At 68.2% G+C, this 14,420-nt stretch carries 14 protein-coding genes; 7 read left to right on the forward strand and 7 right to left on the reverse strand.

Features of this window, described 5'->3' with window-relative positions; translation table 11 throughout:
• The first annotated feature begins 139 nt into the window (after positions 1-139).
• The 6 genes from ACWGH4_RS05470 (at position 140) to pknB (ending at position 8,253) form a co-directional block, all read left to right on the forward strand.
• Positions 140-988 carry an FhaA domain-containing protein gene (locus ACWGH4_RS05470; RefSeq protein ID WP_441263371.1) on the forward strand — a complete coding sequence of 283 codons (849 nt, stop codon included), beginning with the start codon at positions 140-142 and terminating at the stop codon, positions 986-988.
• A gap of 10 nt (positions 989-998) precedes the next feature.
• The gene (locus tag ACWGH4_RS05475; RefSeq protein WP_441263370.1) at positions 999-1,511 is read left to right on the forward strand and encodes an FHA domain-containing protein FhaB/FipA; all 513 of its coding nucleotides are present in this window, start codon (positions 999-1,001) and stop codon (positions 1,509-1,511) included.
• 141 nt (positions 1,512-1,652) lie between these two features.
• Positions 1,653-3,146 (forward strand): Stp1/IreP family PP2C-type Ser/Thr phosphatase, encoded by a 1,494-nt coding sequence (locus tag ACWGH4_RS05480; protein WP_453455900.1) that lies wholly within the window; start codon positions 1,653-1,655, stop codon positions 3,144-3,146.
• Between the two features lie 25 nt (positions 3,147-3,171).
• A complete protein-coding gene (locus ACWGH4_RS05485) occupies positions 3,172-4,599 on the forward strand; it encodes an FtsW/RodA/SpoVE family cell cycle protein (RefSeq protein ID WP_441263368.1) in 1,428 nt (475 codons plus the stop codon).
• Entirely contained in the window at positions 4,596-6,056 is a 1,461-nt protein-coding gene (locus tag ACWGH4_RS05490; RefSeq protein WP_453455905.1) for a peptidoglycan D,D-transpeptidase FtsI family protein, read from the forward strand. The genes ACWGH4_RS05485 and ACWGH4_RS05490 overlap by 4 nt, the downstream gene beginning before the upstream one ends.
• 169 nt (positions 6,057-6,225) lie before the next feature.
• Complete coding sequence (gene pknB, locus ACWGH4_RS05495) at positions 6,226-8,253, forward strand: Stk1 family PASTA domain-containing Ser/Thr kinase (RefSeq protein WP_453455908.1); 2,028 nt, start codon at positions 6,226-6,228, stop codon at positions 8,251-8,253.
• An 82-nt stretch (positions 8,254-8,335) separates the two neighbouring features.
• Here the strand turns inward: pknB and ACWGH4_RS05500 are convergent, their stop codons facing one another.
• The 6 genes from ACWGH4_RS05500 to ACWGH4_RS05525 are packed head-to-tail and all read right to left on the reverse strand — an operon-like array spanning position 8,336 to position 12,691.
• The gene (locus ACWGH4_RS05500; RefSeq protein ID WP_453455911.1) at positions 8,336-9,013 is read right to left on the reverse strand and encodes a class E sortase; all 678 of its coding nucleotides are present in this window, start codon (positions 9,011-9,013) and stop codon (positions 8,336-8,338) included.
• A gap of 27 nt (positions 9,014-9,040) precedes the next feature.
• Entirely contained in the window at positions 9,041-10,330 is a 1,290-nt protein-coding gene (locus ACWGH4_RS05505) for a class E sortase (protein WP_453455914.1), read from the reverse strand.
• Positions 10,327-10,965, reverse strand: coding sequence for an aminodeoxychorismate/anthranilate synthase component II (locus tag ACWGH4_RS05510; RefSeq protein ID WP_441263364.1), 639 nt, complete (start codon positions 10,963-10,965; stop codon positions 10,327-10,329). Before ACWGH4_RS05510 ends, ACWGH4_RS05505 begins: the two co-directional genes overlap by 4 nt.
• Positions 10,962-11,135, reverse strand: coding sequence for a hypothetical protein (locus ACWGH4_RS05515; protein ID WP_159689746.1), 174 nt, complete (start codon positions 11,133-11,135; stop codon positions 10,962-10,964). The genes ACWGH4_RS05510 and ACWGH4_RS05515 overlap by 4 nt, the downstream gene beginning before the upstream one ends.
• 56 nt (positions 11,136-11,191) lie before the next feature.
• Complete coding sequence (locus tag ACWGH4_RS05520) at positions 11,192-11,890, reverse strand: class E sortase (RefSeq protein WP_453455928.1); 699 nt, start codon at positions 11,888-11,890, stop codon at positions 11,192-11,194.
• A 33-nt stretch (positions 11,891-11,923) separates the two neighbouring features.
• Positions 11,924-12,691, reverse strand: coding sequence for a DUF881 domain-containing protein (locus tag ACWGH4_RS05525; protein WP_441263363.1), 768 nt, complete (start codon positions 12,689-12,691; stop codon positions 11,924-11,926).
• Between the two features lie 140 nt (positions 12,692-12,831).
• Between ACWGH4_RS05525 and crgA the strand changes: the two genes are divergently transcribed.
• Positions 12,832-13,089, forward strand: a complete 258-nt coding sequence (gene crgA, locus ACWGH4_RS05530; RefSeq protein WP_441263362.1) for a cell division protein CrgA — start codon at positions 12,832-12,834, stop codon at positions 13,087-13,089.
• A 272-nt stretch (positions 13,090-13,361) separates the two neighbouring features.
• Here crgA and ACWGH4_RS05535 read toward each other — a convergent pair whose 3' ends face one another.
• Complete coding sequence (locus tag ACWGH4_RS05535) at positions 13,362-14,261, reverse strand: rhomboid family intramembrane serine protease (RefSeq protein ID WP_453455919.1); 900 nt, start codon at positions 14,259-14,261, stop codon at positions 13,362-13,364.
• Positions 14,262-14,420 lie beyond the last annotated feature (159 nt).

Raw genomic sequence — 14,420 nt, forward strand, 5'->3', positions numbered from 1 at the left:
TGTCAGGAGGCCGCCTCTACGATCCGGTGTGAGAGGTGACACTCATCGACGGGGCAGACAAGGGGAACCAGCCGATTTCCCGACGCGTGGATACGATCAGTAAGCAGTACGAGGACGACAGCAACGGAGGAGGTGCCCCATGGGAGTCCTGAAGCGTTTCGAGCAGCGACTCGAAGGTCTGGTCAACGGCACCTTCGCCAAGGTGTTCAAGTCCGAGGTCCAGCCTGTCGAGATCGCGGGCGCCCTCCAGCGGGAGTGCGACAACAACGCGACGATCTGGAACCGCGAGCGGACCGTCGTCCCCAACGACTTCATCGTCGAGCTCAGCGCGCCCGACTTCGAGCGCCTGAGCCCGTACTCGGGCCAGCTCGGCGACGAGCTCTCCGGCCTGGTCCGTGACTACGCCAAGCAGCAGCGCTACACCTTCATGGGCCCGATCAAGGTCCACCTGGAGAAGGCGGACGACCTCGACACGGGTCTGTACCGGGTACGCAGCCGCACTCTCGCGTCGAGTACGTCACAGGCTCCCGGAGGACGGCCCGCCGGAGGCCCCCAGGCAGTGGCCGGCCCCGCCGGCGGCTACGGTTACCCTCCGGCCGGTGCTCCTCCGATGCCGGCCGCACCACCTCCCGGCATGGCAGCGGGTCCGCGTCCCGGCCCCGCTGCGGGCCAGCGCGCAGCCGGCCCGGGCGCCATGCCGAACACACAAGTACGACGCTGGATCGAGATCAATGGCACACGCCATCAGATCTCCCGCCCGACGCTGGTGCTGGGTCGCAGCACCGACGCCGATGTGCGGATCGACGACCCCGGCGTATCGCGCCGGCACTGTGAGATCCGGACCGGAACGCCCTCGACGATCCAGGATCTCGGGTCCACCAACGGCATCGTGGTGGACGGGCAGCACACCACCCGCGCTACGCTCCGCGACGGCTCGCGGATCGTCGTGGGCAGCACCACCATCGTTTACCGGCAAGCCGAAGGGTGAAGCGGGGGCAATGTCAGAGCTGACCCTGACGGTCATGCGGCTAGGTTTCCTGGCCGTTCTGTGGCTGTTCGTCATCGTGGCCGTCCAGGTCATTCGCAGCGATCTGTTCGGTACGCGGGTGACGCAGCGAGGTTCGCGCCGCGGCGCCGACGCGCGTCCGCAGCAGCAGCGCCAGAACGCCGCGCCGCCGCAGCAGCGCCAGCAGGCCGGCGGCCGCCAGCGGCGGGGAGCGCCGACGAAGCTGGTCGTGTCCGAAGGCACACTCACCGGCACCACCGTCGCCCTCCAGGGCCAGACCATCACCCTGGGCCGGGCGCACGACTCCACGATCGTGCTGGACGACGACTACGCGTCCAGCAGGCATGCCAGGATCTACCCGGACCGTGACGGCCAGTGGATCGTCGAGGATCTCGGGTCCACCAACGGCACATATCTCGACCGGACCCGACTCACCACCCCGACACCGATTCCGCTGGGCGCGCCGATCCGCATCGGCAAGACCGTCATCGAGCTGCGGAAGTAGTACGACAATGAGCGAGCGGAGCGAGCGAGCCGCAGCGGTCCCCACCGGCGACCGGCACGGGCTCCCGACCGGAGGGTGGGCAGTGTGGCTCGAGACCGGCTGGCGCGACAGTCGACCGGCGAGCCGACGGGTGAGGTGCGCATGAGTCTTTCTCTGCGTTTCGCCGCCGGATCGCACAAAGGCATGATCCGCGAGGGCAACGAGGACTCCGGTTACGCCGGCCCCCGGCTGCTGGCCATCGCCGACGGCATGGGTGGCCAGGCGGCCGGCGAGGTCGCCTCCTCCGAGGTCATCTCCACGCTCGTCACCCTCGACGACGACGTGCCCGGCTCCGACATCCTCACCTCGCTCGGCACCGCCGTTCAGCGTGCCAACGACCAGCTCCGGATGATGGTCGAGGAGGACCCGCAGCTCGAGGGCATGGGCACCACGCTCACCGCCCTGCTGTGGACCGGCCAGCGTCTCGGCCTCGTCCACGTCGGCGACTCCCGCGCGTACCTTCTGCGCGACGGCGTGCTCACTCAGATCACACAGGACCACACCTGGGTGCAGCGGCTCGTGGACGAGGGCCGGATCACCGAAGAGGAAGCCACCACCCACCCGCAGCGCTCTCTGCTGATGCGGGCGCTCGGCAGTGGCGACCATGTGGAACCCGACCTCTCCATCCGCGAGGTCCGCGCCGGTGACCGCTATCTGATCTGCTCCGACGGGCTGTCCGGCGTCGTCTCCCACCAGACCATGGAGGAGACGCTCGCCAGCTACCAGGGTCCGCAGGAGACGGTCCAGGACCTGATCCAGCTCGCCCTGCGCGGCGGCGGTCCCGACAACATCACCTGCATCGTCGCCGACGTCCTGGACACCGACTCGGGCGACACCCTGGCCGGACAGCTGAGCGACACCCCCGTCGTCGTCGGCGCGGTCGCCGAGAACCAGCACCAGCTGAACGACGGCGGCGCCATGCAGACTCCGGCCGGCCGTGCCGCCGGTCTGGGACGTCCCTCGGCACCGGAGGCCCCCGGCGGGAGTTTCGGCCCGCCCGGATCCGGCGACGGCGGCTATGGCGGCATGCCCCCCGAGGGCACCTTCGGCGCCTACACGGACGACGACTTCGTCAAGCGCGGCGGACGCAAGTGGCTGAAGCGCTCGCTGTACATCGTCCTCGCCCTGGCGGTCGTCGGCGGCGGTCTGTACGGCGGCTACCGCTGGACCCAGACCCAGTACTACGTCGGCACCAAGGGCGAGCACGTGGCCCTGTACCGCGGCATCAGCCAGGATCTCGCCTGGCTGTCGCTCTCGGAGGTCGAGAAGGACCACCCCGAGATCGAACTCAAGTACCTACCGCCCTACCAGCGCAAGCAGGTCGAAGCGACGATCACCGAGGACAGCCTCGTCACGGCCCGCGCGAAGATCGACGAGCTCGCCAAGCAGGCAGGCGCCTGCAAGAAGAACGAGGAGCGCCGCGAGGCGGCCGATCGCGCGAGCACCCCGCCTCCGGGCGAGGGCGAGGCCGGCGGCACCGCCGGAACGCCCACCACCCAGGGCGCAAAGACCAAGCCGACCGCAGCCTCTCCCTCCCCGGGTCCCACCCTCTCGGAGGAGGAGCAGAAGCTGGCCTCGAACTGCGGCAAGCAGTAATCGTCCGTAGGGGGCCTTCTCCACCATGAGCGTTGTCACCAACACGACCACGATCGGCGCGATCGACGCACCGAGCCGGCGGAACACCGAGCTGATGCTGCTCGGCTTCGCCGTCGCCATCCCGGTGTTCGCCTACATCAACGTCGGCCTCGCCCTCGACGGCGAACTGCCGGCGGGCGTCCTCGGTTACGGCCTCGGCCTCGGCCTGCTCGCGGGCGTGGCCCACCTCGTGGTGCGCCGGTTCGCCAGGTACGCCGATCCGCTGATGCTGCCGCTGGCGACACTGCTGAACGGTCTCGGCCTGGTGCTCATCTGGCGGCTGGACCAGTCTCCCCGGCTGCTCGCCCGCAGCGACTTCGCCCCGCAGGCCACCAACCAGCTGATGTACTCGGCGCTCGGCATCGCGCTGTTCGTCGGTGTGCTGCTGGTCATGAAGGACCACCGGGTCCTCCAGCGCTTCACGTACATCTCGATGGCGGTCTCCATCGTCCTGTTGCTGCTGCCGCTCGTCCCGGGGCTCGGTGCGGACGTCTTCGGCGCCAAGATCTGGATCCGGGTGGGCGGCTTCTCCATCCAGCCCGGTGAGTTCGCGAAGATCGTGATCGCGGTGTTCTTCTCCGGCTACCTGATGGTGAAGCGTGACGCGCTCGCCCTCGCCAGCCGCCGGTTCATGGGGCTCTACCTGCCTCGCGGTCGTGACCTCGGACCGATCCTCACGATCTGGGCGATGAGCCTGCTCATCCTGGTCTTCGAGAACGACCTCGGCACCTCGCTGCTGTTCTTCGGCATGTTCGTGATCATGCTGTACGTCGCCACCGAGCGGACCAGCTGGATCGTCATGGGTCTGCTGATGTCCGCGGGCGGAGCTGTCGTCGTCTCTTCGTTCGCCAGCCATGTCCAGTCCCGTGTGGCAGCGTGGCTCGACCCGTTCGGATGCCTGGAGTCGGCTCCCGAAGGCTCGAACATGCTGAACGCCTGTGACCAGATGACCCAGGTGCTGATGTCGTTCGGCGCCGGCGGAACGCTGGGTACCGGCTGGGGACAGGGCAACTCCGACCTGATCGCCTTCGCCGCCAACTCCGACTTCATCTTCGCCACCGTCGGCGAAGAGCTCGGCCTGGCGGGCGTGATGGCGTTCCTGCTGCTGTACGGACTCATCATCGAGCGTGGTGTCCGCACCGCCCTCGCCGCGCGCGACCCCTTCGGAAAGCTCTTCGCGATCGGCCTCTCCGGCGCGTTCGCGCTCCAGGTCTTCGTCGTCGCGGGCGGTGTGATGGGCCTCATCCCGCTGACCGGTATGACGATGCCGTTCCTCGCGGCCGGTGGTTCTTCCGTGATCGCCAACTGGGCGCTGATCGGCATCCTGATCCGTATCAGCGACACCGCGCGCCGCCCCGCGCCGTCCCCCGCACCGTCCCCTGACGCCGAGATGACCCAGGTGGTCCGACCGTGAACAAGCCTCTGCGCCGGATCGCGATCTTCTGCGGAATCCTGGTCCTCGCCCTGATGATCCGGGACAACTGGCTCCAGTACGTCCGCGCCGACGAGCTCAACGCGAACAAGTACAACAAGCGCGTCGAGATCGAGCGTTACGCGCACGAACGCGGCAACATCATCGTCGACGGCAAGTCGATCACCGGCTCCGTCGAGACGGACGACAACTACTACAAGTACAAGCGGACCTACACCAACGGGCCCATGTGGGCTCCCGTGACCGGTTACGCCTCACAGGTCTTCGGCGCCAATCAGCTCGAGAAGCTCGAGGACGGCATCCTCAGCGGCAATTCGGACCAGCTCTTCTTCGACCGCACGATGGCGATGTTCACCGGCGACAAGAAGAAGGGCGGCAACGCCGTCACCACCCTCAGCGGCAAGGCTCAGGAAGCGGCCTACAAGGGGCTCGGCGACAAGAAGGGCGCCGTCGCGGCGATCGACCCGAAGACCGGCAAGATCCTCGCCCTCGCCTCCACCCCTTCGTACGACCCCTCCTCCTTCGCCGGCCGTCTGGAGAAGGACGGGAAGGCGTGGACCGCGCTGACCAACGACCCCGACAAGCCGATGCTCAACCGCGCGCTGCGCGAGACGTACCCTCCGGGCTCCACGTTCAAGGTGCTCACGGCCGCCGCCGCACTCGAATACGGTGCGGTCAAGGACATCAACGCGCCCACGGAAACCCCTGAGCCGTACATCCTTCCCGGCACCCGCACCCCGATGATCAACCACGCCAGTGGCTGCGAGAACGCCACCCTGAACAGGGCCATGGAGGTCTCCTGCAACTCCGTCTTCGCCAAGCTGGGCGACGACGTGAGCCGCGACAAGATGGTCGAGATGGCGGAGAGGTTCGGCTTCAACAACACGGAGATCGACACCCCGATCCGTGCCGCCGCCTCCGTCTACGACAAGAAGATGAGCCGGGACGGCAACGCGCAGTCCTCCATCGGCCAGTTCAACACCGCCGCCACCCCGCTCCAGATGGCGATGGTCACCGCGGCGATCGCCAACGACGGCAGGCTGATGAAGCCGTACATGGTCGACAAGCTGGTCTCCCCCGACCTGGACGTCATCCAGCAGAACGACCCTGAGGAGATGAGCCGGCCGATCTCCGCGGAGAACGCCCAGCTGCTCCAGCAGATGATGGAGAACGTCGTCGAGAACGGCACCGGCGGCAACGCCGCCATCGACGGCGTGAAGGTCGGCGGAAAGACCGGTACTGCGCAGCACGGTGAGAACAACAGCAAGAACCCGTACGCCTGGTTCATCTCGTACGCCAAGACGGACAACGGCTCGCCGGTCGCCGTCGCGGTGGTCGTCGAGGACAGCAACGCCCGCCGTGACGACATCTCGGGCGGCGGCCTCGCCGCCCCGATCGCCAAGGCCGTGATGCAGGCGGTGCTGGGCGACAGGCAGTGACGAGGATCACTCCCGGCCTCCATACCTGCACATTGCGATACCGGTCGGGTATCAGCTGCCGATTGCGGGCGGATCAAGTACGGCGTGCCCGGTAGCCTTTGCGCGAAACAGCACACCGGAGGACCACACACGGGTGCGGTCGGGACTGACGGAGAGGGCTGGAACAGTTATGGAAGAGCCGCGTCGCCTCGGCGGCCGGTATGAACTGGGCTCGGTGCTCGGCCGTGGTGGCATGGCCGAGGTCTACCTCGCCCACGACACCCGGCTCGGCCGCACTGTCGCCGTGAAGACGCTGCGGGCCGACCTCGCCCGCGACCCGTCCTTCCAGGCCCGGTTCCGCCGTGAGGCCCAGTCTGCCGCCTCGCTCAACCACCCCGCGATCGTCGCTGTCTACGACACCGGCGAGGACATGGTGTACGACGGCGCCGCCGGCGGGTCCGGGGTCTCGATCCCGTACATCGTCATGGAGTACGTCGACGGCTCCACGCTGCGTGAGCTGCTTCACTCCGGCCGCAAGCTGCTGCCGGAACGCACGCTCGAGATGACCGTGGGCATCCTCCAGGCGCTGGAGTACTCGCACCGCGCCGGGATCGTCCACCGCGACATCAAGCCGGCCAACGTCATGCTGACGCGCACCGGGCAGGTCAAGGTCATGGACTTCGGCATCGCCCGGGCCATGGGCGACTCCGGTATGACCATGACGCAGACGGCCGCCGTCATCGGCACCGCCCAGTACCTCTCCCCGGAGCAGGCCAAGGGCGAGCAGGTCGACGCCCGGTCGGACCTCTACTCCACCGGCTGCCTGCTCTACGAGCTCCTCACCGTGCGTCCCCCCTTCGTGGGCGACTCCCCGGTGGCGGTGGCCTACCAGCACGTTCGGGAGGAGCCGCAGCCGCCGAGCAACTTCGACCCCGAGATCACGCCCGAGATGGACGCGATCGTGTTGAAGGCGCTCGTCAAGGACCCGGACTACCGCTACCAGTCCGCGGACGAGATGCGCGCGGACATCGAGGCGTGCCTCGACGGCCAGCCGGTCGCGGCCACGGCCGCGATGGGTGCGGTCGGCTACGGCGGCGGTTACGGGGACGACCAGCAGACCACGGCCCTGCGTCAGGCAGACCCGGCCGGCCAGACGTCGATGCTGCCGCCCATGAACCCGGACGACGGCGGCTTCGGCGCCTACGACGACCGTCCGGACCGCCGGCGCCAGAAGAAGTCCAACACCTCGACGATCCTGCTGGTGCTCGCGGGCATCCTGGTGCTGGTCGGCGCGGTGCTGATCGGCAAGTCCCTCTTCGGCAGCACGGACGGCGGCGGCGAGGTGGACGTGCCGCGGCTGGTGGGTCTTTCGACGGCCGACGCCCAGAGAGCGGCGGAGAACTCCAAGGTGGAGGTCTCACAGGCCAGCACCGCACGGTGCGAGCAGCCGAAGGGCAGCATCTGCTCCCAGGACCCGGCTCCCCCGGGGAAGATGAACGAGGGCGAGACGATCCAGGTCGTCGTCTCCGAGGGCGCCCCCAAGGTCAAGGTGCCGGACGTCGTGGACAAGGACGTCGAGTCCGCGAGGGAGATCCTCGAGGCCGAGAAGTTCAAGGTCGAGACCAAGGAGGTCGAGTCCGCGGACGAGGACCCCGGCACGGTCCTCGAGCAGACCCCCGAAGGCCGCTCCATGGCCGAGACCGGCGCGACGGTGACGCTGACCGTCGCCAAGCAGGCCAAGCGGGATCTGCCCAACGTCGTCGACCAGCAGTTCGAACCGGCGAAGAACCAGCTCGAGCTGCTCGGGTTCGAGGTCGTGAGGGTCGACGTCGACTCGGACAAGCCGGCCAACCAGGTCGTCGCCCAGGACCCGCAGCCCGGCAAGGTCGCCAAGGGCAGCAAGGTCACGCTCCAGGTCTCCAAGGGCCCGGCCCAGACCCAGGTCCCGGTCCCTGCCCAGATCCTTGGCAAGCGGGTCGGTGAGGCGAAGCAGATCCTTGCCCAGGCCGGATTCACCAACGTCCAGGTCGCTCCGGGCAATCCGGGGGACGACAACGCCATCGTCACCGGTTCCAACCCTCCCCCTGGCACTCCCGCGGACCCGGCCACCACCCCGATCGTCCTCACGACGATCGGTGGTGACGGCGGCAACGGCGGCAACGGTAACGGCGGCAACGACGGCGGCGGCTTCTTCGGCGGAATCAGCGGCGACGACTGACGCCCGCCTCCGCGAACGGCAAGCAGCGAGCCCCGGCACCTTCGAGGTGCCGGGGCTCACCCGTGTCCGGGGCGGTGGGAAGTCAGCGCAGCTCCGCCGGCGGTGTGCGCTTCGCGTCGACCTTCTCCGTACGCTCCAGTTCGCCCCACACGATGTACCGGTAGTCCGAGGTGTAGATCGGCGTGCACGTCGTCAGCGTGATGTACCGGCCCGGCTCGGTCTTCCCGGACTCCTTCGGGACCGGCTGCAGCACTTCCACGTTGTACTTCGACGTCTTCGGCAGCGTCTTGTAGACCTTGTAGACGTACCAGGTGTCCTTGGTCTCGAAGACGACCGGATCACCGTTCTTGATCTTGTGGATGTTGTGGAACTTGGCTCCGTGCCCGTCCCTGTGCGCGGCCAGCGTGAAGTTGCCCTTGTCGTCCCACGGGAGGGCCGACTTGATCGGCTCGGTGTAGTAGCCGGCGATGCCGTTGTTGAGTTCCTTGGTGTTCGTGCCCTTCTTCACCAGGACCTCGTCGTCGCCCATCGCGGGTACGTGGAGGAAGCCGATGCCGTCCTTGGTGTCCAGCGCGCCCGGGCCGCTGTTCGCCCAGTCGTCCCGGATCCGGTCGCCCTGCCTGGACGACTCACGGTCGGCCAGGACGTTGGTCCACCACAGCGAGTAGACGACGAAGAGCCCCAGCACCACACCCGCGGTGATCAGCAGCTCTCCGAAGACGCTGATGGCGCCGGCGATCCGGCCTCGTGCACGTGCCACTGCACCTGTTCCCTGTCTTGAGGTGTCTCAGCCGACGAGCGCGTCGGGCTTGCCCTTGCTGCGCGGCCGTTCCTCGACCATCTTGCCCCACACGATCATTCGATATGTACTCGTGAATTCGGGGGTGCAGGTCGTCAATGTGATGTAACGGCCGGGCTCCTTGAACCCGGACTGCTCCGGTACAGGGCTGATCACGCTCACGTTCGACGGCGAGGTCTGCGGAAGGATGTTCGCCATCTCGTACGTGTAGTACGTGTCCTGCGTCTCGACGACGATCGGATCTCCGCGCTCGAGGCGGTTGATGTACCGGAACGGTTCGCCGTGGGTGTTGCGGTGGCCCGCGACGGCGAAGTTGCCCTGCTTGTCCTCGGGCATCGCCGTCTTGAGCTTTCCCTCGCCGTAGTGGCCGACCATGCCCCGGTCCAGCACGCTCTGCTTGTCGATGCCCTCCGCGATCGGCACGACGACATCCAGCTTGGGGATGTACATGATGGCGAATCCCTGACCCGGCTCGAACGCGTCGGGCTTGCGGCCGTTCGCCCAGTCGTCCTGGATCTTGTTCGCCGCCTTGTCGGCCTGTTGTCCGGCGAGCACGTTCGTCCACCACAGCTGGTAGGTGACGAACAGCAGCATCAACACACCGAAGGTGATGAACAGTTCACCGATGGCACGGCTCGCGATGACCGCCGGACTGTCCTTCGCGGCACGCGCCGCGCGCCGGGTCTCGACACGGGACAGCGGCTTCCCCGGCTCCCCGGCCGCCGGTGCCGCGGCCGGGGCGGCTGTGGCCCGCCTGCGACCGCGGTTCTTGGCGGCGCGGCGCCGCTCGGCCCGCCCCGGACCCGGTGGTGTCTCCGCCGCACGGCGGGTGTCGGACGTGCGCAGGGCCACCGTCTCGTCGTCGGGCACAAGAATCGGGTCCGAGACGGGAGTTCGCCGTTGTTCCTGGCCCGGCGGGGGCCCCTGTGCCGGCAAGGACGCCGTGACAGGGTCCGCCGCGTCCCCGGACGCGTACCAGTCGTGCAGAGGCTCCTGCGTGGCGCTCAGGGGCTGTTGGAGCGCCGGCCACTCCTGCGTCTCCGGCTCCTGCCGCTGTGGCCCGGCCGGTGCCGCCATGTCGGAGGTGCCGAAGTCCTGCGCCGCGTCGTCCGCTGTCGGTGGGATGTTCGTCGCCCGGAACCACGGGGAGCCCTGCCGGCCGGGAGGGACAGGATCCGTCAACGGGTCGTACGCGGGCTCGCTCTGCCCCTCGGGGCCGTACCCGTACCGGCCCTCGTACTCGTATTCGTGCTCGTGCCCGGGGCGCACGGCGCTCACGCCAGAGCCTTGCCCACCACCGGTGCGAGTCCCGCCGAACGCCCGACCGCCCCGGCGTCGCCGCACTGCTCCAGCCAGTTGGCGAGCATCCGATGGCCGTGCTCGGTGAGAACCGACTCCGGGTGGAACTGCACGCCCTCGACCGGCAGTTCACGGTGGCGCAGCCCCATGATGATGCCGTCCGCCGTACGGGCCGTCACTTCCAGCTCGGCCGGGAACCGCGCCGGCTCCGCGGCCAGCGAGTGGTAGCGGGTCGCGATGAAGGGCGACGGCAGGCCCGTGAAGACGCCCGTGCCCTCGTGCGTGACCGGCGAGGTCTTGCCGTGCAGCAGCTCCGGGGCACGGTCCACCACCCCGCCGTACGCGACGGCCATCGACTGCATGCCCAGGCACACGCCGAACACGGGCACACCCGTGGCCGCGCAGTGCCGCACCATGTCGATGCACACGCCGGCCTCTTCGGGAGCGCCGGGACCGGGTGACAGCAGCACGCCGTCGAAACCGTCCTGCGCGTGCTCGAGGGCGACCTCGTCGTTGCGCACGACCTCGCACTCCGCGCCGAGCTGGTACAGGTACTGGACGAGGTTGAAGACGAAGCTGTCGTAGTTGTCGACGACGAGAATGCGCGCGCTCACCGGGCTGCTCCCTCTCCGTCGACCGTCACGTCGCCGAACGGAAGCAACGGTTCGGCCCACGGGAAGACGTACTGGAACAGCACGTAGACGACCGCCAGGACGAGCACGAGCGAGAGGGCCGCCCGCACCCACGCGTTGCCCGGCAGATGCCGCCAGATCCAGCCGTACATGCCGTCCCTTTCCGTTCGGTACGGCACCAGACTAAAGGGCCGCGGAGGCCTGTGGGTCAGCTGCGCAAAGCCGGTGGTTTGCCGTCGGTCACAGGGTGGGTCGCATCGAGGTGCGCCCAGACGACGAGACGGTGGCTGCTGCCCCACTCCGGCTCGCAGGTGGTGAGTGTCAGATATCGCCCCGGCTCGCCGAAGGGGGCCGCCTCCCGCCTCAACGGGCGGGGCACCGGTTCGATCACGCCGATGTCCCCGGGGACGGTCCGATGGGGCCTGTTCGCGATGCGGTAGGTGAACCAGGTCGTACCGTCGGTGAGCACCACCTGGTCGCCGGGACGCAGCTCCGGAAAGTCCTTGAACGGGTCTCCGTGCGTTCGGCGGTGGCCCGCGACCGCGAAGTTGCCCGTGGCTCCGAGCGTGCCCGTGGAGGCGTAGTGTCCGAGCCCCTTCTTGAGCACTCCCGGCTCCGTGCCCTCGAGGACGGGCCGGTCCCAGTTCTTGCCGAACCGGGGGATGTACATGACCGCGAAGGGCTCACCCGGCTCGTACGCCGCGGTCGTGGGGCGGGGTGCGGGGGCACCGTGGGGCTCGGGCGCCTTCGCCGCCCAGTCGGCCCGCAGTCTGCCGATCTCGCCGGCCGTGGCCCTGTCGGCCTCGATCCCGGTCCAGAACAGCAGGTGGACGACGAATAGCACGATCAAGGCGCCGATGGTGATGCACAGCTCACTGAAGGTCCTCACGAGCGCACGCACCGATATCGACACCGGCTCCCCCAAGCGCCGAAGGAAGGCTTACCCGACGGGTTTCGCGTAGTGCAGATCCACTGTGCCGGAGTAGCCGGGGAGAGTCACGGTCTCGTTCTCGTCGACCTTCCAGCCGAGGCCGTAGGCCTCCACGTACAGCTGGTAGTTCTGGATCGCGGGAGAGTCGGCGAGCGCCTTCTTGAGCACGTCCTGGTCACCGACAGCGGTGATCTTGTAGGGCGGTGAGTAGACCCGGCCCTGGAGGATCAGGGTGTTGCCCACGCAGCGCACGGCGCTGGTGGAGATCAGCCGCTGGTCCATGACGCGGATACCCTTGGCGCCGCCCTGCCACAGGGCGTTGACGACGGCCTGAAGGTCCTGCTGGTGGATGACCAGATCGTTGGCCTGCGGCTCGGGGTAGCCGGGCGCGGCACGGGCGTCCGGCGGGGCGTCGTCGAGGGTGACGGTCAGGGCGCTGCCTTTGAGGGGCTCGGTACCCGCCGTTTTCTCCAGCGCCGCCAGCTTCGCATCCTCGGCCTCCGTGGAGCCGTCGTCGCGTTGTGCGAGGGCGTCCACGTCGCCGCGCACGGCCGAGGTGGACTCCTCGAGGTCGCCGTTCTTCTCGCTGCGCTGCTTGATCAGGTCGGAGAGCCTCAGCAGGGAGTCGTCCGTGCGCAGGTCCGTACCCTTGGCGGTGTTGAAGCTGGTCACGAAGATCAGTCCCGCGAGGGCGAAAACGGCAGCTGTCAGCAGCCGGACCGGTCGCCACTTGGAGCGGCGAACGGGGCCTTGCGGGGAGTCGGCGGAATTGCTCAACGTACCCTTATCTCCTTCGACGCCGCGGAAGCACTACGCTAACGGACGCCCGGGGGCGGCAGTGGCCCCCCTGGCTCCGGCCCCGGCGCCAGCCACAGTTCCCTGCGCGGTAACGCAGCGCATCGACAGGAGAGTCCCTCGTGCCGAAGTCACGTATCCGCAAGAAGGCCGACTTCACGCCGCCTCCGGCCGCGAAGCAGGCGGCGACGATAAAGCTCACCAACCGCAGCTGGGTCGCGCCGGTGATGCTCGCCCTGTTCCTGATCGGGCTCGCCTGGATCGTCCTGTTCTACGTGACCGAGGGCAGCCTGCCGATCAAGAGCTTCGGCAACTGGAACATCGTCGCCGGCTTCGGGTTCATCGCCGCGGGGTTCGGCGTCTCGACCCAGTGGAAGTAGCTGCTCCGCAGCCGGGCACACAGACCGGGTCCCCAGTTGTCCACACCGTTTTCCACAGGCCGGGGAAAAGGTCAGAAGATCTGTGGATAACTCTCGGCCCGTTGACGCCGATGTGACTGCGCCTGTCAGGCCAGTGAAGCGATCAGCCCCTTGCTCCTCCTGGAAAAACCCAGGTCAGAGGCAAGGGGCACGCTTGTTCCACACACGATGCACAAGATCCGCCACACGCTGTGGACAACTCTGGGGAAAGCTCCACTCCCGTTGCTGTCAGGTCATGTGATGGCGGCGGTCCTGGCCACGACAGCGACGACACTGAGGAGCACGACCGCCGCGCAGACGGCGAACTGGACGGCGCCGCGGCGCTTCCCCTGCGGGGCGTGCACCAGGCCGTACGCGATCACGACTCCGGCGATCAGGCCGCCGATGTGCGCCTGCCAGGCGATGCCCGCCCAGAGGAACGTGATGACCAGGTTGATCGCGATGAGCACCATGATCGGACGCAGGTCCTGCCGCAGCCTGCGCATCAGCACCACGGTTGCGCCGAGCAGGCCGTAGATCGCGCCGGAGGCGCCCAGCGATCCCTGCGCCGGCATCTCGATCAGATAGGTGAGGGCGCTGCCTGCCAGGCCGGAGATCAGGTAGAGCGCGAGGTAGCGCACCCGCCCGAGCGCCTCCTCCAGCGGACCGCCCAGCCACCACAGCAGCAGCATGTTGAAGAAGATGTGCCACACCTCCTCATGGAGGAACATCGCCGTGGCCAGGCGGTACCACTCGCCGTCCGCGACGCCCACGACCTCCGCGAGGCGCGGATCGTACGCGTAACCGATCATCGTGAACCGGTTGACGAACTGGTCCTCTAGCCCGAGCGCCAGGCCGAACATGGCGATGTTGAGGGCGAGGATGATCTTGGTCATCAGTCGTGGATCGGCGGCGATCGCACCACCGGCGATGGTCCGCGGCCGGTTCGCGTTCGGATGGTGACCGGTACCGGAACCGGTGCGGACGCACTCCGGGCAGTGGAAGCCGACGGACGCGTCGACCATGCAGTCCGTGCAGATCGGCCGCTCGCAACGGGTGCACGTGATGCCCGTCTCGCGGCCGGGGTGGCGGTAGCAACTGCGCAGGCCGTGGGCGTCCCCCGGCTGCTGCGGACCGCCTGGCGCCTGGTCCATGGGATCACCTCACCAATCTGGGCTCACGACGTCGCCCCGCCCATCCTTACGGATGGACGGGGGGCCTAGGTTACCCCGGGGGATAAACGAGAGCGGCGGGCGTCAGGCCGTATAGAGGTCGACCGTAGCGTGGACGACGCGGTTGGCCGGGCGGTCGGT

It is taken from the genome of Streptomyces sp. NPDC054847, from assembly GCF_053610925.1.

Excerpts from the sequence above, each read along its gene's own strand:
- ACWGH4_RS05475 (WP_441263370.1), top strand. The coding sequence starts at position 999 with ATGTCAGAGCTGACCCTGACGGTCATGCGGCTAGGTTTCCTGGCCGTT.
- ACWGH4_RS05485 (WP_441263368.1), top strand. The coding sequence starts at position 3,172 with ATGAGCGTTGTCACCAACACGACCACGATCGGCGCGATCGACGCACCG.
- ACWGH4_RS05535 (WP_453455919.1), bottom strand. The coding sequence starts at position 14,261 with ATGGACCAGGCGCCAGGCGGTCCGCAGCAGCCGGGGGACGCCCACGGC.
- ACWGH4_RS05480 (WP_453455900.1), top strand. The coding sequence starts at position 1,653 with ATGAGTCTTTCTCTGCGTTTCGCCGCCGGATCGCACAAAGGCATGATC.
- pknB (WP_453455908.1), top strand. The coding sequence starts at position 6,226 with ATGGAAGAGCCGCGTCGCCTCGGCGGCCGGTATGAACTGGGCTCGGTG.
- ACWGH4_RS05470 (WP_441263371.1), top strand. The coding sequence starts at position 140 with ATGGGAGTCCTGAAGCGTTTCGAGCAGCGACTCGAAGGTCTGGTCAAC.
- ACWGH4_RS05515 (WP_159689746.1), bottom strand. The coding sequence starts at position 11,135 with ATGTACGGCTGGATCTGGCGGCATCTGCCGGGCAACGCGTGGGTGCGG.